Genomic DNA, 16252 nt, shown 5'->3' with positions numbered 1-16252 from the left:
CAAGTTTCTAGAGTTTGATAAATTTTGTATATATGGAAGTCCCATGCAAGTTTAAAAAAGACAATAAAAAATGAAATTTAAACGGAAATTTGTATATAATAGCTCACGGAAATTACCAGCGAGACTGTTATGTTGACCATCGTTCAAGAAGCCCTTACTTTTGATGATGTCTTATTACTCCCTGCCTATTCTACTGTCCTCCCAAAAGATGTCTCTTTAAAGACACGCCTTACCCGCGGCATTCAACTGAATATTCCTATGGTTTCAGCAGCAATGGATACTGTGACTGAGTCACGTATGGCGATTGCAATGGCGCAAAATGGCGGTATCGGTATCCTGCATAAAAACATGGACATTTCTGCTCAGGCTGCAGAAGTACGCCGTGTGAAAAAATTTGAAGCGGGTATGGTGAAAGATCCAATTACTGTGACACCAGAAACGACAGTGCGTGAGTTGATTGCGATTACAGAAGCAAATAACATCAGTGGTGTACCTGTTGTAAAAGACGGTAAAGTGGTAGGTATCGTAACAGGTCGTGATACACGTTTCGAAACCAATCTTGAACAACCTGTTAGCAATATCATGACAGGTCAAGACCGTCTTGTGACAGTTCGTGAAAATGAATCTAAAGAACATATCCAAGCACTTTTACAAAAAAATCGCATCGAAAAAGTGATTGTGGTTGGTGAAAATAATGAACTAAAAGGCTTAATTACGGTGACTGACTTCCGTAAAGCTGAATTGTATCCAAACAGTTGTAAAGATGACTTGGGTCGTCTACGTGTAGGTGCTGCGGTGGGTACAGGTGTAGAAACGCCAAGCCGTGTTGAAGCATTAGTAGAAGCGGGTGTCGATGCGATTGTGGTTGATACTGCACATGGTCATTCTGCAGGTGTAATCGAGCGTGTACGTTGGGTAAAAGCGAACTATCCACAAGTGCAAGTCATTGGCGGAAACATTGCAACAGGTGATGCTGCATTGGCATTGTTAGATGCAGGTGCAGATGCGGTTAAAGTCGGTATCGGTCCTGGTTCAATTTGTACCACACGTATTGTGGCGGGCATTGGTATGCCACAAATCTCTGCGATTGATTCTGTTGCAAATGCATTGAAAGATCAAATTCCATTGATCGCAGATGGTGGTATTCGCTTCTCAGGCGATATGGCAAAAGCGATTGGTGCAGGTGCAAGTACCATCATGGTGGGTTCACTCATGGCGGGTACTGAAGAAGCACCAGGTGAAGTTGAATTCTTCCAAGGTCGTTACTATAAGGCATACCGTGGTATGGGTTCATTGGGTGCGATGGCGGGTGCAACAGGTTCTGCTGACCGTTATTTCCAAGACTCAAAAGCGGGCGCTGAAAAATTAGTACCAGAAGGGATCGAAGGTCGTGTACCGTACAAAGGTCCAATGGGCAATATCGTGCATCAAATGATGGGTGGTTTACGTTCATCTATGGGGTATACAGGTTCTGCAACAGTTGAAGATCTACGTCAAAACGCGAAATTTGTGAAAATTACCTCAGCAGGTATGTCTGAATCACACGTACATGATGTAACGATCACCAAAGAAGCGCCGAACTACCGTGTAGGCTAATACATCTTTTTTCGTTGTAATTTTGCATTTAAAAACCGTCATTTTATGACGGTTTTTTTATTTTGGTGTAAAGTAATGCGATTGAAAATCAACTGTTAAACAACACGATAAATAAGTGGGTAAAAAATGAGTTATTTTGGTACAGACGGGATTCGAGGCAAATTTGGTGAACTCCCAATTACCCCAGAATTTGCATTAAAATTAGGATTTGCAGCAGGAAAAGTATTAAAGCAAATTAGTCCAAAAACCAAGCCTATTGTTGTTTTGGGTAAAGATACACGTTTGTCAGGTTATATTTTAGAAGCTGCTTTACAAGCAGGATTGAATGCAGCAGGTGTGTATGTGCATTTGCTTGGTCCTTTGCCAACGCCTGCGATTGCACATTTGACCCGTGCTTTACATGCCAATTTGGGTATCGTAATTTCAGCTTCACATAACCCATATTTTGATAATGGGATTAAATTCTTTTCTGATGAAGGTAAAAAATTACCTGACGCCATTCAGGAAGCGATTAATAAAGAATTAGAAAATGACATCGTAATCGAAGACAACGCCAATTTGGGTAAAAGTGTCCGTGTTAAAGATGCCAATGGTCGTTATATCGAGTTTTGTAAGTCGACATTCCCATACCATTTCAACTTACGCCATTTAAAAATTGTGGTGGATTGTGCACATGGTGCAGCCTATAGCGTAGGCCCTGCGGTATTTCGTGAACTCGGTGCGAAAGTGATTGCTCTGTATAACGAACCGACAGGCTTAAATATTAATGAAGGTTGTGGCTCAACCCATCCTGAAAATTTACAAAAAGCAGTGGTACAACACCAAGCAGATTTAGGTATTGCCTTTGATGGTGATGCGGATCGTGTAGTTTTGGTCGATCGTCATGGTCACTTGGTTGATGGCGATGCGATTTTATATATCCTCGCAACACAAGCCGCAAACAAACCTGCGGGTATTGTGGGAACTGTGATGAGCAATATGGCATTAGAACTTGCACTTGAAAAAGCACAAGTACCATTTGTTCGTGCCAAAGTGGGTGACCGTTATGTATTGCAGGCACTCGAAGACAATCAATGGGCGATCGGTGGTGAGCCTTCAGGTCATATTTTGACTTTGGATAAAAGCACTACAGGTGATGCGATCATTGCAGCACTGCAAGTCTTGACGGTTATGGTTGAGCAAGACAAAGCTTTAGATGAATTAATCGCTGACTTTAAACTTTTGCCAAATGTTTTGGTAAATGTACGTTTAGAAGAAATGTATGACCCGTTTGCTGTACCTGCATTGGTTGCCGCATTTGATCAAGCTGAAAAGCAATTGAAAGGTCGTGGTCGTATTCTGATTCGTAAATCAGGCACTGAGCCTGTAATCCGTGTTATGGTTGAAGGGGATAATTTACAAGAAGTAACTGATCTTGCAAATCATTTGGCAGATCAAGTCCGCCAACATGCGAAGGCTTAAGAGTTAAGGGGATAAGGTACATGAGTGATGTCATTAAAGATTTAAGTGAGCTACGCCTGACTTATGAAAAAGGTGAACTGCATGAAGATCAAGTGGATACAAATCCACATGAACAATTTCTGAATTGGTTCAATCTGGCTTTAACTGCAAAACTACATGAACCTTATGCTATGTCTTTGGCGACTGCGGATGATAAAGGTCGTCCGCATGTGCGTACTGTGCTACTGCGTGGTGCAACGGAAGCAGGTTATGATTTTTATACCAACTATGACAGTCAAAAAGGTTTAGATTTAGCTGCTAATCCTTATGCAGAAATTTTATTTTATTGGGCTGAATTAGAGCGTCAGGTGCGGATTGGTGGTTATGTCACGAAGATTTCACTTGAAGAGTCCACCGATTATTATCATAAGCGTCCACGTGATAGCCAAATTGCAGCGCATATCAGTACACCACAAAGTGGTGTGATCGAAAGTCGTGAATTACTACAACAACGTTTTCAAGCATTGCATGATCGAGTTGAGCAACAGTCTGAGCTGAATAAACCTGAATTTTGGGGTGGTTATCGTTTAGAACCACAACATTATGAATTTTGGCAAGGTCGTCCGAACCGTTTACATGATCGTCTAAGCTATGAAAAAGTGGATGCAGCTTGGCAGATTCGACGGTTAATGCCTTAAAATATGATGAATATCAATGCTTTGTATTAAGCTATATGTAATGATGAAAAGAGATCGTTTGTGATCTCTTTTGATTTTAAGATTTAATTTTTTAAATACACAATACTTTGAGTTTCATAAATTTTTTGTCCTGAATAAGGATTATCCACTAATTTAAGATTGACACGTGCTTTACGGTCATTCAGTTCATATTCCTGATATTCATCTTCAGCAAGGTGTTGCATCATATTTTCATATGCTTGATGGTATTGCGTGCAATATTGACGGTCGCCACAGAAAGTTGAAAGCTGAACATTGTCTACATTGGCAATTTCCATAGATAAATAACAACTATCTGAACCACAAGCAAATGATTTTAAATAGACCTCTTCAGTCATTGTGCTAGGTAAAGCATATGCATGTTGTAGGCTGAATAGTCCAAATGCCAAAAGAATTTTTTTCATCATATCCTCATTATAAAAGTTGAATTGATTATGGTGTATAAATTTGTTGGTATTTTAAGCTAAATGACTGAATTATTTAAGGTCTAAACAAGCACTCAAAAGCTGATTGTTATATTGGACATGCTGCAAAAATCCTATGCTTGCTGAATGAAAAAGGAACTCTTTATAATCCTATTTAATTGATATGACATGTGAATGCAGTGAATAAAATTAAAATTCGACAACGACCCTTGTTAAGCTCTCCTGATGTTTTTCCGCAATTGCCACATTTCGCTGCTGAAATTTTAGCAAGACGTGGTGTGCAGTCTGAGCAAGAACTCGATTTAAAACTGAAATACTTACTTGCGCCAACCTTGAAAGGTCTTGATCAAGCCATCGAAATCATTGACCGTGCGATAGATGAACATCAAAAAATTGTGATTGTGGGTGACTACGATGCTGATGGTGCAACCAGTACCGCATTGATGATTTTAGCACTGACCGAAATGGGTGCGGATGTGCATTATCTGGTGCCTGATCGTTTTAAATATGGTTATGGCTTAACACCTAAAATTGCCGATTTGGCTTTTGAAAGTTTTCAACCTGACCTATTGATTACTGTGGACAATGGCATTTCAAGTCATGCAGGGGTGGAACAGGCACAGTCACATGCGATGCAAGTGATTATTACCGACCATCATTTAACCACTAAAGAAACACCAAAAGCTGAGGCTGTTGTGAACCCAAATCAGTTGGGCTGTGATTTTCCAAGTAAGGCATTAGCAGGGGTTGGTGTTGCCTTTTATTTGCTTGCCAATCTAAGTAGTTATCGTGGCAAACAAGGAAAGTCGGCTGCGAAGATGGCACAGTATTTAGACTTAGTGGCATTGGGAACCTATGCGGATGTGGCAAGTTTAGACTATAACAATCGCATTTTGGTAGATGCAGGTTTAAAACGCATTCAACAAAATCAATGCCGTGTTGGCATCAGTGCATTGCTCGATATCGCAGGGCGTGAACCCGCAGAGTTAAAAGCCTCAGATTTAGGTTTTGTACTCGGTCCTCGGATTAATGCCGCAGGGCGTATGGACACGATGGATATTGGCATTGAATGCCTGTTGGCAACCGATGCACAAAAAGCCTATGCCTTAGCACGCCAACTCAATGATTTAAATTTGGAACGCCGTCAAATTGAATCGCAAATGAAGCAGCAAGCTTTGCTTGAGATGGAGAAATTACAATTAGATCAAAATCATTTACCTGCCGCCTTGGTGATGTTTGATGAAGATTGGCATCAAGGCGTGATCGGCATTGTTGCGGGACGTTTAAAAGAACAGTTTCATCGCCCGAGTATCGTCTTTGCTGCGGATAAAGATGGTATTCATATCAAAGGTTCAGCTCGTTCCATTGAAGGGATCCATATTCGCGATTGCATTGAAAAAGTGGCGGAGCAGCACCCTCACTTGGTCAGTTTCTTTGGTGGGCATGCAGCAGCGGCAGGCTTAACCATCAAAAAGCAGCACTTTGAAGAATTTAAGCAGATTTTTACTGAATTGATTGCCCAATCTGAGGATGAGTTATTTCAAGCAACGTTATGGACAGATGGCGAATTACCATTGCATGAGATTCAACTGACGACCGTGAATACCATTGAAAATTTAGGCCCTTGGGGGCAAAAATTCCCTGCACCTGTATTTGAAGGGCATTTTCAGGTATTAGAACATCGTTGGCTGAAAGACGTGCATTTAAAATTGAAATTGGCACTGGGCAATGGGCAATCTGTAGATGCAATAGCATTTAATGTTGCAGATCGGTTTGATTTTGACCCTGCGAAACCACAGGTACATTTGGTTTATGAATTAGATAAAAATCAGTTCAATGGCAATGTTAGTGTGCAACTGAGAATGTTGCATTTACAACAGTAAGCTATTTTTCCATTTCCATGAAAAAACCGCTCAAAGTTGAGCGGTTTTTTGTTTTGCTAAGCTCGTTTAATCTTAGAAACGATAGCCTGCACGTACGCCATAAGTATTGTAGTCATCACCGAAGCCTACACGACCTTCAACGCTGACATTTTGATTTAAGAATTTCTTCGCAGAAATACCAAACTCATCATGATCAAGTACATCATCATTTAAGTAATCAACACCAACACTTAATGTTTTGTCTAAATACAAGTCACCACGTACTTTATATTCATCTAAGTCACCAAATGCACCATATGCTTCGAAGTTAGCATCGTATTGACCAACTTGAGTGACATATTTTGCACGTACAGTTGGGTCTACACCATCATCGCCATCTTTAATGTCATAGCCTTTTAAACCCAATGCAAGCAATAAACCTGGTGCAGGTAAATAACCAACTTCAGCACCATATGTAGTTTTTTTGCGATCTACATTAGTATTGTCGACTTCAAGATCGTCACGACCAACATTACCACTTAAATAAAAGTCACTACCTGGTACGAAGTACTCAACGCCTGCACCATATTGTGAATCTTTGATGCCATCATTGTCGGCATAATTTACATGTGCTTTTACATTACTTGCACGGTCAAGGAAGGCTGCTTCATTTAAAGGTGCATTACGTGTTTGTACTGGGTTGAAATAGTAAGTTCCATCTACACCGAATTGATGTGTTGCATCAAAATCATCCCAATCAGTATAAGTATAAGAACCGCCTACTTCTGCTTGATAAGCATTTGCAGTGCCTGAAACTGCGATCGCTGAAAGTGCGATTGCTGAAGCGATTGCTAATTTTTTCATGGATTCTTCTCCCCTCTGAAAGAAATATAGTTTCATCGTTTTAAATCTTTTGTTACAAGTTCAGTCTAAGGGAAATAATAACTGCGTCAATCATTGCAAAGTAACAGAACTGTAATGTTGGTAAATTAATGTAAAATTCAATAATTAAATTATTTATTTTCAATTATATATGTTTATGTTTTGTTTTATTAAAACTATGTAGAAAATGTGTGTAATCTTAAATTTTGATTAAAAATAAAACAAAATATGTAACAATACATTTTTTAGCCGTTGTCATTTTGCCAAAATATTGTGAAATTTAATTGCTCAATTGACCTCAGTATACCGCGTAAAAGTAGGCAATATTTTATAGCTGAAACAAGCAATTTATTCTAAAAATAAAAGCATTTTTTCATGTTTATATGCTCTGTGATAGAATGCCCCCGAATAAATTTTGATACATAGGATAGCACTCGTGGAAATAAATCCATTTCTAAACCAATTAAAAGACTTAAATGACCGTGGTCTTACACTACGGGGGTATCTTTGACTACGATCTAAAGAAAGAGCGTTTAGAAGAGGTTCTCCGCGAGTTAGAAGATCCTGCCATTTGGAATGACCAAAGCCGTGCACAGGCGATGGCTAAAGAAAAAGGTGAACTTGAAAACGTACTCAACGTTTTAGAAGGTTTAGCCACACAAATTGAAGATGCTCAAGCACTTTTAGACTTGGCTGTTGAAGCGGATGATGAAAGTTTATTGGTCGATGTACAAGCAGAGTTAGACACAGCAGAAGCTGAATTGGCGAAGCTTGAGTTCCGTCGTATGTTTAGTAACCCAATGGACCCGAACCCATGTTATGTGGAAATTCAGGCAGGTTCTGGCGGTACAGAAGCACAGGACTGGGCTTCGATGTTACTACGTATGTATATGCGTTGGATTGAACGTCATGGCTTTAAAGCCGAACTGATGGAAGAATCGGATGGCGATGTAGCAGGGATTAAATCTGCAACCATTCGTGTGGAAGGTGAGTATGCTTATGGTTGGTTACGTACCGAATCTGGTGTACATCGTTTAGTGCGTAAGTCACCTTTTGACTCCGGTAACCGTCGTCATACTTCATTCTCAGCAGTATTCGTTTCACCTGAAGTCGATGACAATATTGAAATTGATATTAACCCTGCCGATGTTCGCACAGATACCTACCGTGCATCAGGTGCAGGTGGTCAGCACATTAACAAAACTGACTCTGCGGTACGTTTAACACATGCACCAACAGGTATTGTGGTTGCATGTCAGAACCAACGTTCACAACATGCCAACCGTGACCATGCATGGAAACAGTTACGTGCAAAATTGTATGAACTGGAAATGAGTAAACGTAACGAGGCAGCACAGGCACTTGAAGACTCTAAGTCTGATATTGGTTGGGGCAGCCAGATTCGTTCGTATGTATTGGATGATTCACGTATTAAAGACTTGCGTACAGGCGTGGAAAATTCCAACACAGGTGCGGTTCTTGATGGTGATCTGGATAAATTTATTGAGGCGAGCTTAAAGCAAGGGCTTTAATCGCTGAAATTAAATTTTTATAAAAAGCAAAGCATTATCTGCATTTTTACAATATATCTAAAATAATCGATATTAAAATCGAAAAAATACGATATATTGAGTTTAACGATGCTGGGTAATGCTTTGTTGTGCATTTGGATATGTCTGATACGAGTTCTAAGTATGGATATTGATTTAATTTCTAAAGCTTTGGCAAATCCGACTCGACGGCAGATCTTGGCGTGGTTGAAAAACCCGCAGCAATATCTGTGCGAAGAACAGTGCGGAGGCTTTAGTCGTGGGATTTGTGCAGGGAATATCGAAAAACTCGGTAAGGTCTCACAATCCACGATGTCAAATCATTTGTCTGTGTTACAACAGTCAGGTCTAATTCAGGCTGAAAAATATGGTCAATGGTCTTATTTTTCTCGCAATGAAGCTCTTATTCAGCAATATATTGAACATTTACAGCAAGCACTGTAAAACTCAGCAGATGCTGAGATTCTCTCTCTTTGGTGCTGAATGAGGCAAAAATGGCTGAACTGAATTCTCCGCTTATTTTAGGTGATTTACACCTTAAAAACCGTGTCATCATGGCACCTTTAACCCGTAGTCGCGCGACCATAGACCGGGTTCCTACGGCAATGATGGCAGAGTACTATGCTCAAAGAGCCAGTGCAGGTTTAATCATTTCTGAAGCGACGGTTATTTCTGAACAAGCCAATGGGTATTTAAACACGCCGGGATTATTCACCGATGCTCACGTGGAAGGCTGGAAGCTAACCACGCAGGCAGTACATGACAAAGGTGGTTTGATTGTTGCTCAACTTTGGCATGTCGGACGTGTTTCACATCCTGATCTACTGGGTGGTGAAACGCCTGTTTCGGCAAGTGCAGTACAGCAAGCAGGGCAAGTCAGTTTACTTCGTCCAAAACGTGATTATGTTGTGCCACGTCCTTTGCAAATTACAGAAATTAAAAGCATTGTTGAACAATATAAACAGGCTGCAATCCGTGCCAAAGACGCAGGTTTTGATGGTGTTGAACTCCATGCTGCCAATGGTTATTTGATCGATCAGTTTTTACAGAGTAAAACCAATCAGCGTGATGATGAATACGGTGGCTCTGTGGAAAACCGTGCCCGTCTATTGCTTGAAGTGACCGATGCCTTGATCGAAGTTTGGGGTGCGGGTCGTGTGGGTGTGCATTTGGCACCTCGTGGCGATGAACATGACATGGGGGATGCTGATCCACGTGAAACCTTTGGCTATGCACTTGAAGAATTGGGTAAACGTAAAATCGCGTTCTTCTTTACCCGTGAATATCTAGCAGATGACAGTATCAGCATTTATATGAAAGAACGTTCAGGTGGCGTGCCATACATTGCCAATATGAAATTAAGCCGTGCAGATGCCATTGAACTCTTAGCTTCAGGCAAAGCCGATGCGGTGTCTTTTGGTAAAGCTTATATTGCAAATCCTGATCTGTATGAACGTTTACTTCTGGATGCACCTTTGAATGAGTTGGTGTTTGACAATATGATCGGCTCACAAACAGCAGAAGGCTATATTGATTACCCTGCTTTAGCAGAAGAGCCGACCGCTTAAACTTTAGCATTCAAGGTTTGAGCGTTTTATGTTGGAATGACTGAAATGTTGTTCCATCATAAATTTGTACTTGATTTCGCCCTGCTTGTTTGGCGTGATAGAGTGCTCGATCTGCTAAATAAATCGCTTGATCAATATTTGCTAAGTTGCGAGTTATGCCTAAACCAAAACTAGCCGTCAGATAAATCTGTTGACCATCATCGAGTTGTAAAGGATGGTGAGCAATCATTTTTCGACACTTTTCTGCGATTTCTAAAGCTTGTGTTTCTGTAATTTGTGGTAAAATTAAAATAAATTCCTCACCACCATAACGCGCGACAATATCCGTTTTACGAACCGATGCAGATAACGTTTTTGCAATGTGTGTAAGTGCTAAATCACCTGTGTGATGCCCATATCGATCATTAATCGCTTTGAAATGGTCTAAATCAAGTAAAATAATGAGATAAGAAAGCTGCTGTTGTTGTAGCTCTTTGATTTTATCATCAAAAAAGCGTCGATTATATAACCCTGTTAATGGATCGATTTGGCTAATCTGTTGAAATAAAGATTCTCTATGGCGCCATTGCATGAGCAGTATTTCAAAGAAAAATAGACCTGCAAATAACACAGGAATAATGAAATAAATCATGCTATAAACCCAAAAACTATTATGATAGGGAATACTATTTAATAGTTGATGGCTAAAAATAGGTGCATAAGGAATGATATTTTTAGTGGTCAGATAAATTAGAGTGGAAAAAATAGAGGTCGCTAAAACTAAATTAAAATAAATAATTTTTTGATTAAATAAAACTAATCCGATACCTGTGACACAAACACTGGTAAATATTGTTGCGGGACTATAAATTCCAACTAAATAACCATCTAATATTAAAATTAAGATAAATGTTGTAATCACAAAATAGCTAAAATAATGATTTACCCATTGTTTTTTATGATTAAAAATACTGATAATAATTAAAATAGTCAGACAAATGATAGAAATAATGTTAATCGAAAGTTGATGTTTTAATAATGAAATGTTTAACCATTGCCACAGTGTTGGCGTGATTAAAATATAAACTTTCCACATAATCCAAAGTAAATGAATTAAAATAGCCAATACCAATACTAAAATACATTTATGAATAGTAGACCAACTCATAATAATGTTAGATTGTATATAATTGATCATTTTCTTTGCTAAATTATTCATGGGAGTTAGCTTAAATCATTATTTATGTATTTTTTATACATACTCTAAAATATAGAATATTTTAATAAAAAACACGGTATTTTTTACGGGAGCATTTTAAGTTAATCTTTTACTAAATTGACTCAAGATATATTTTTATATCGATTCTGAGCCAATTTTAAATAGATTGAAAAGAAAAATAATGCATAAATTATGTGTTATAAAATTATAAACCTAAATGATTATTTTCTAAATATTTTTTTATTTAAAATTATGTCTAAAAATGCGATATAAGCAGTGAGCAGCTATTGCTAACTGACTGCTTAATATTTTTTACAACGTGATTAGTTTTGATCAAGTCGATGGGCAAAGTCAGCAATATCGGCAAGTGCTTTTTTTGCTTCATCAAACCATGGACTAAACATTTGAAAGTTATGCCACATCCCTGTATAGAGTTTATAGGTGACATCTACATCGGCTTTTTTAGCTTTTTTCTCGAAACGGATTGCATCATCCATTAAGATTTCTTTTGAACCCACTTGTACAAGTGTAGGAGGGAGGCCTTTAAAATCACCAAAAATAGGTGAAATTTCAGGAATAGAAGCATCTATACCTTGTGGAACATAATAACTAATCCCCGTTTCTAAGGCTTCTACAGAAAGTAAAGCATCATGTTTTTGATTATAACGTAAAGATTCACTGGTTAATGTTAAGTCTAAAAAAGGTGACATTAAAATTAAGCCACTGGGTAGATGTTCGGGATCGTCTTTTTTTAGTTTTAATGCGAGTGCTAAAGCTAAATTTGCACCGCAAGAATCACCTGAAACAATAATATCTTTGGCTTGTACACCTTGATCCATAAGCATTTGATAAATATCATAAATCGCATCGCTTGCTTCAGGATACGGGTGATCAGGTGCTAAAGGATAGTCCACATGTAAGACTTGCATTTGTGTGCGAAGTGCAATTTCAGATAAAAAAGCCCGATGTGTTTTGAGTGAACCAACGAAAAAAGCACCACCATGAATGTGAAAAATCATCTGCGTGGTTGAAGCTTGTGGCTTTATTTCTTCAGCATGTATACCTGCAATACGCAAAGAGCGCAAAACCACGCCTTTGGGTTGAGGAAAAACACGTGTCAGTTGTTCGAGAGCAAAACGTACAGCAGTCGGTGGGAGATTTAAGCGACTAGGCATTTTAAAACTGGTCTTTAAAATAGTTTCTGTGATGAATTGTTTCATTAACGGATTAATCTTCATGCTTTTTCCATTTTGTTTGGTTTTTACTGTTTTTATTTGTTGAATAACCAACATTATTTACAAGGGTACACTAAATAGTCACATTCAAAAATTGCATATTTGTTGTAATTTTTGAATACTATTACATGTTAATGATGACTAGGGAAATCAACAAAAATGAAAAAAATAGCACTAATGATGGGTTTATTGACAGTGACAGCATTTGCCAATGCCGCAGATCCACTTAACGGCACAGTATGGAAAACCATCGATGATGAAACCAAACAAGCTAAAGCAGTGGTGAAATTTACTGAACAAAAAAATGGTACGCTTTCAGCTACGATTCAAAGCATTGTGACGCCAGGTGAAGAAAATGCATGTACGAAATGTGAAGGGAAGTATCACAATAAATCGTTGAAAGGTGTCACCATTGTTTACGGTTTAAAAAATGTAAATGGTAAATATGAAGGCGGCACAATTTTAGATCCAAAAAATGGTAAAACCTATAAGCTTAAAGGTGAGTTAGCAGGTAATAAGCTTAACTTACGTGGTTATATGGGGGTTTCAGCATTGGGTCGTAATCAAACTTGGATTCGTGCCAACTAATCCTGAGTCAATGAATGATTAAAAAAAGCTCGATGAACATATCGAGCTTTTTTATTGTTAACTTAAAAAGATAGAGTGACAGATGAGATCAAACGCTGTTTAAGTTGTTACCGCGCATTGGATATTATTGGAGTGCTTTGATTTTTTCTTCATCAAAACCGACCACGTACATGCCATCTTTTTCAATCACAGGACGTTTGATCATACTTGTGTGTGTGATGAGTGCTTGAATGAGGTTCTCTTGGCTTGCTAAAGCCTCTTGTTGTTCTTGTTCAGAAAGTTTTTTCCAGGTTGTGCCTTTTTTATTGAGAATAATCTCTGCTCCTTGCTGCGTTAACCATTTTTTTAATGTGTCCGCATCTATGCCTTGTTTTTTATAATCATGAAACTCATAAGGAATGGACAATTCATTGAGTAAATCAAATGCTTTTTTCATAGAATTACAGTTTTTGATTCCGTAAATTTTCAACATAGTCGAGAACCTATTTGTCGTTAAATTTGAATACTGATAAATTTTAGGGTAGCAAAAAAATGCGATGACCAAAAACGATTTAAAATTTAAAATGAGAAATGGAAGGTGAAAATATCACTTGTCATAAAAATGAAAGATAAAGTGTTTAAATTAAGAGATATAAACATGAAGAAAAATTATAAAGATAAACAACGAAAACACTTGAAAATAACAAAGTAATTATTTAAAACATAAGAAAGAGAAAACCCGCATCTAATCATCCTGACTATGCGGGTCTCAGTACAACGTCCAATGTCAAATCCATTAAAAATATTAAACTTGCGTTTAGTATTTTCTTTTCATCCTACGGCGTCCTATCCTTTTGCTGTCATCCTGACAATGTCCCTGTGCCGTGAGACAATAATGCGCTTATTGAGGTGAAGAAAAAATACGATAACACGACAAGCATTGTACGATATTTACATATATTAAGTGAACATGTGTTCACTTAATATATTGAGAAAGGACTACAACGCGTTAAATTTGGTAATCAATAATGACCGGTGCATGGTCACTAAACCATTGTTCTTTGTAGACCCAAGCATTGACAGTGCGTGCTTTCCAGTCTGGTGAACATGCTTGATAGTCGATGCGCCAGCCCACATTTTTAGCACGAGCTTGCCCACGATTTGACCACCAAGAATAAACTTCAGCTTCTTTACGTACTTCACGGAAAGTATCTACATAGCCTAAATCATCATAAATATGGTCGAGCCAAGCACGTTCATGTGGTAAACAACCAGACGCTTTTTGGTTGCCTGACCAGTTTTTAATATCAATGCGTTTATGCACGATATTATAATCCCCACAAACGATGACTGATTTATTTTCATCACGCCATTGTTTTAAAATGATTTTATATTCTTCCAAAAAATGATCTTTACGTGTTTGTGCTTCTTCACCTGATGAGCCTGAAGGAAGGTAAAGTGAACAAATATGGATGTTTTGTTCTAAACCGAGATCAAATTCAGCACTGATAAAACGGCCCTGTGAATCGGCTAATTCAAATCCTAAACCATCTTTGACGGATACAAAAGGTAATCGGCTATAGATGGCAGTTCCTGCATAGCCAGCTTTTTCTGCGGGGAATAGGTGTGTGTACCAACCTTCAGGTTTAAACTTGTCTGTCCATTGTGCATGAGTAATGCGACTTTCTTGCATGCAGATCACGTCTGCATCGGATTGTTCCATCCAGTCAAGAAGTCCTTTGGTCACAGAAGCACGGAGACCATTTACGTTAATGGACACAACGCGTAAAATTTTTTGATCACTTGGATAGCTACTCTTTGGTATCATGCGCAAGTCTTTACCTCTATACAGAATATTTGGAGCACCTCATGTCAACGCCAGCTCAGTTTAACCCACAAGCTTTTATCGAACTCGCATTATCACGTGGTGTGCTTAAATTTGGTGAGTTTACTTTAAAATCAGGCCGTGTGAGCCCTTATTTTTTTAATGCAGGTTTGCTCAACGATGGTGAAGCATTATCGCTACTTGCACAGGGTTATGCAGATAAAATCACACAATGTAACAATGTTGAGGTGATTTTTGGCCCTGCTTATAAAGGCATTCCATTTGTTGCAGCAACAGCTGTGGCACTTTCTCAAATTCACGGTGTCAGTGTACCTTGGGGTTTTAACCGCAAAGAAGCAAAGGATCACGGTGAGGGGGGTGTATTGGTCGGTGCTGCGGTTGAAGGTAAAAAAGTGTGGATCATTGATGATGTGATCACTGCTGGAACTGCGATTCGTGAAGTTGTGACTATTTTGAAAAATGCGGGTGCAAGTATTGCAGGTGTATTGGTTGCTTTAGATCGTCAAGAAAAAGGTCAAGGCTCATTGTCTGCTATTCAAGAAGTACAAAAAGAGTTAGAAATTCCTGTACATGCTTTAATTACCATGAAAGATTTGATGGAATATTTAGACGCTAAAGGTGAAAAAGAAGCTTTGGCAAAAATGGAAGCTTATCGTGTTAAATATGGTATTTAAGCCTGTAAAAAATAATGATTTAGAGTAAGGAGCGTAAGCTCCTTATTTTGTTGGTTGATTTGTTTCAGGTGAATGGATAGATGCTTTTTTTAGTTTTAGTTGTCATCGTAATTGTACTTGGTTTTTTTATGATACAACAATTGGATGAACGACGTTGGCAACGTTATCAGTTTGAACGTGATATGTTTTTTCGTGATCATCCTTTGTTATTACAAGACATAGATGACTTTGATTATGCACTGAAATTAAGTCATGCGATGCAGCGTAAAATTATCACTGAACTGATGCTAAAACCCACAATACAACCCATCTATAAAAAAATGCGTTTACAACGCCTACCTGAAATAAGACAAGAAAAATATCATATCCAAGTGTTGTTAAATGATATTAAAATCGGGGAATTAGACCGTAATTATGCGCAACAATGTGGAGAGCGTTTAGTTAAAACGGATTTTGAAATTGGTCGCCCAATTGAAGTTTTGGCAGAAATTTTGGTGTTACGTAAAAATAGTCATGAACTCACCTGTCAAATACATTTGAGTTTGCCTCAAGATCCGACACAGATCGCCAATTTATTGGTTGCTGAACAAGCAAGTTTAAAATCGAAAGTGCAAATGCCACATAGTCAATAGATTGATCTAATTTCAATTTTTTGCTGTCATTTTTTTTACA

Annotated in this window: 16 protein-coding genes; 10 read left to right on the top strand and 6 right to left on the bottom strand. The window is 38.3% G+C overall.

From position 1 onward, the window contains the following. Positions 1-129 precede the first annotated feature (129 nt). The 3 genes from guaB (at position 130) to pdxH (ending at position 3734) form a co-directional block, all read left to right on the top strand. Positions 130-1596 carry an IMP dehydrogenase gene (guaB, locus tag HUV91_RS15205; RefSeq protein ID WP_130072374.1) on the top strand — a complete coding sequence of 489 codons (1467 nt, stop codon included), beginning with the start codon at positions 130-132 and terminating at the stop codon, positions 1594-1596. Positions 1597-1722: 126 nt separating this feature from the next. Then, positions 1723-3057 carry a phosphoglucosamine mutase gene (gene glmM / locus HUV91_RS15200; protein WP_174493949.1) on the top strand — a complete coding sequence of 445 codons (1335 nt, stop codon included), beginning with the start codon at positions 1723-1725 and terminating at the stop codon, positions 3055-3057. Between the two features lie 20 nt (positions 3058-3077). Further along, positions 3078-3734 (top strand): pyridoxamine 5'-phosphate oxidase, encoded by a 657-nt coding sequence (gene pdxH / locus HUV91_RS15195; RefSeq protein WP_130072372.1) that lies wholly within the window; start codon positions 3078-3080, stop codon positions 3732-3734. Between the two features lie 83 nt (positions 3735-3817). Here the strand turns inward: pdxH and HUV91_RS15190 are convergent, their stop codons facing one another. Next, positions 3818-4177 carry a hypothetical protein gene (locus HUV91_RS15190; RefSeq protein WP_174493948.1) on the bottom strand — a complete coding sequence of 120 codons (360 nt, stop codon included), beginning with the start codon at positions 4175-4177 and terminating at the stop codon, positions 3818-3820. A 200-nt stretch (positions 4178-4377) separates the two neighbouring features. On the opposite strand from HUV91_RS15190, the gene recJ reads away from it, so the two are divergent. Beyond that, a complete protein-coding gene (gene recJ, locus HUV91_RS15185; RefSeq protein ID WP_174493947.1) occupies positions 4378-6081 on the top strand; it encodes a single-stranded-DNA-specific exonuclease RecJ in 1704 nt (567 codons plus the stop codon). A gap of 72 nt (positions 6082-6153) precedes the next feature. On the opposite strand, the gene HUV91_RS15180 is transcribed toward recJ, so the two are convergent. Next, a complete protein-coding gene (locus tag HUV91_RS15180; protein ID WP_174493946.1) occupies positions 6154-6924 on the bottom strand; it encodes a putative porin in 771 nt (256 codons plus the stop codon). Between the two features lie 454 nt (positions 6925-7378). On the opposite strand from HUV91_RS15180, the gene prfB reads away from it, so the two are divergent. From prfB to HUV91_RS15165, 3 genes are all read left to right on the top strand, one after another. After that, positions 7379-8474 (top strand): peptide chain release factor 2 gene (gene prfB / locus HUV91_RS15175; RefSeq protein WP_130072368.1). Its coding sequence is split into 2 segments (ribosomal slippage): positions 7379-7450 and positions 7452-8474, totalling 1095 coding nucleotides; the frame shifts between segments, so codons are not numbered across the junction. A gap of 162 nt (positions 8475-8636) precedes the next feature. Continuing rightward, positions 8637-8936 carry an ArsR/SmtB family transcription factor gene (locus HUV91_RS15170; RefSeq protein ID WP_174493945.1) on the top strand — a complete coding sequence of 100 codons (300 nt, stop codon included), beginning with the start codon at positions 8637-8639 and terminating at the stop codon, positions 8934-8936. Positions 8937-8986: 50 nt separating this feature from the next. Continuing rightward, positions 8987-10060, top strand: a complete 1074-nt coding sequence (locus tag HUV91_RS15165) for an alkene reductase (protein WP_174493944.1) — start codon at positions 8987-8989, stop codon at positions 10058-10060. A gap of 10 nt (positions 10061-10070) precedes the next feature. Here HUV91_RS15165 and HUV91_RS15160 read toward each other — a convergent pair whose 3' ends face one another. Then, complete coding sequence (locus HUV91_RS15160; RefSeq protein ID WP_174493943.1) at positions 10071-11258, bottom strand: GGDEF domain-containing protein; 1188 nt, start codon at positions 11256-11258, stop codon at positions 10071-10073. Between the two features lie 323 nt (positions 11259-11581). Beyond that, the gene (locus HUV91_RS15155) at positions 11582-12496 is read right to left on the bottom strand and encodes an alpha/beta hydrolase (protein ID WP_174493942.1); all 915 of its coding nucleotides are present in this window, start codon (positions 12494-12496) and stop codon (positions 11582-11584) included. 156 nt (positions 12497-12652) lie between these two features. On the opposite strand from HUV91_RS15155, the gene HUV91_RS15150 reads away from it, so the two are divergent. Then, positions 12653-13081: a DUF2147 domain-containing protein gene (locus HUV91_RS15150; RefSeq protein WP_130072363.1), complete on the top strand. Its 429-nt coding sequence runs from the start codon at positions 12653-12655 to the stop codon at positions 13079-13081. Positions 13082-13205: 124 nt separating this feature from the next. On the opposite strand, the gene HUV91_RS15145 is transcribed toward HUV91_RS15150, so the two are convergent. Next, positions 13206-13553: a Spx/MgsR family RNA polymerase-binding regulatory protein gene (locus HUV91_RS15145; RefSeq protein WP_174493941.1), complete on the bottom strand. Its 348-nt coding sequence runs from the start codon at positions 13551-13553 to the stop codon at positions 13206-13208. 516 nt (positions 13554-14069) lie between these two features. Next, entirely contained in the window at positions 14070-14888 is an 819-nt protein-coding gene (locus HUV91_RS15140; protein WP_130072361.1) for an exodeoxyribonuclease III, read from the bottom strand. 41 nt (positions 14889-14929) lie between these two features. On the opposite strand from HUV91_RS15140, the gene pyrE reads away from it, so the two are divergent. Together pyrE and HUV91_RS15130 are read left to right on the top strand one after the other, a co-directional pair. Beyond that, complete coding sequence (gene pyrE, locus HUV91_RS15135; RefSeq protein ID WP_130072360.1) at positions 14930-15580, top strand: orotate phosphoribosyltransferase; 651 nt, start codon at positions 14930-14932, stop codon at positions 15578-15580. 80 nt (positions 15581-15660) lie between these two features. Next, positions 15661-16212, top strand: coding sequence for a hypothetical protein (locus HUV91_RS15130; RefSeq protein WP_174493940.1), 552 nt, complete (start codon positions 15661-15663; stop codon positions 16210-16212). The last annotated feature ends 40 nt before the right edge of the window (positions 16213-16252 follow it).

Origin of the sequence: Acinetobacter sp. Marseille-Q1623, from assembly GCF_902809895.1 — a bacterium.
Classification (GTDB): Bacteria; Pseudomonadota; Gammaproteobacteria; order Pseudomonadales; family Moraxellaceae; genus Acinetobacter; species Acinetobacter piscicola_A.
Note: the sequence above shows the minus strand (reverse complement) of the source record. Positions and strands in the feature narration are given on the sequence as shown.

Coding starts and splice junctions, on each gene's coding strand:
- HUV91_RS15165 (WP_174493944.1), top strand. CDS start 8,987: ATGGCTGAACTGAATTCTCCGCTTATTTTAGGTGATTTACACCTTAAA.
- HUV91_RS15190 (WP_174493948.1), bottom strand. CDS start 4,177: ATGAAAAAAATTCTTTTGGCATTTGGACTATTCAGCCTACAACATGCA.
- glmM (WP_174493949.1), top strand. CDS start 1,723: ATGAGTTATTTTGGTACAGACGGGATTCGAGGCAAATTTGGTGAACTC.
- HUV91_RS15180 (WP_174493946.1), bottom strand. CDS start 6,924: ATGAAAAAATTAGCAATCGCTTCAGCAATCGCACTTTCAGCGATCGCA.
- pyrE (WP_130072360.1), top strand. CDS start 14,930: ATGTCAACGCCAGCTCAGTTTAACCCACAAGCTTTTATCGAACTCGCA.
- HUV91_RS15130 (WP_174493940.1), top strand. CDS start 15,661: ATGCTTTTTTTAGTTTTAGTTGTCATCGTAATTGTACTTGGTTTTTTT.
- HUV91_RS15150 (WP_130072363.1), top strand. CDS start 12,653: ATGAAAAAAATAGCACTAATGATGGGTTTATTGACAGTGACAGCATTT.
- HUV91_RS15145 (WP_174493941.1), bottom strand. CDS start 13,553: ATGTTGAAAATTTACGGAATCAAAAACTGTAATTCTATGAAAAAAGCA.
- guaB (WP_130072374.1), top strand. CDS start 130: ATGTTGACCATCGTTCAAGAAGCCCTTACTTTTGATGATGTCTTATTA.
- HUV91_RS15170 (WP_174493945.1), top strand. CDS start 8,637: ATGGATATTGATTTAATTTCTAAAGCTTTGGCAAATCCGACTCGACGG.
- pdxH (WP_130072372.1), top strand. CDS start 3,078: ATGAGTGATGTCATTAAAGATTTAAGTGAGCTACGCCTGACTTATGAA.
- HUV91_RS15160 (WP_174493943.1), bottom strand. CDS start 11,258: ATGAATAATTTAGCAAAGAAAATGATCAATTATATACAATCTAACATT.
- HUV91_RS15140 (WP_130072361.1), bottom strand. CDS start 14,888: ATGATACCAAAGAGTAGCTATCCAAGTGATCAAAAAATTTTACGCGTT.
- HUV91_RS15155 (WP_174493942.1), bottom strand. CDS start 12,496: ATGAAGATTAATCCGTTAATGAAACAATTCATCACAGAAACTATTTTA.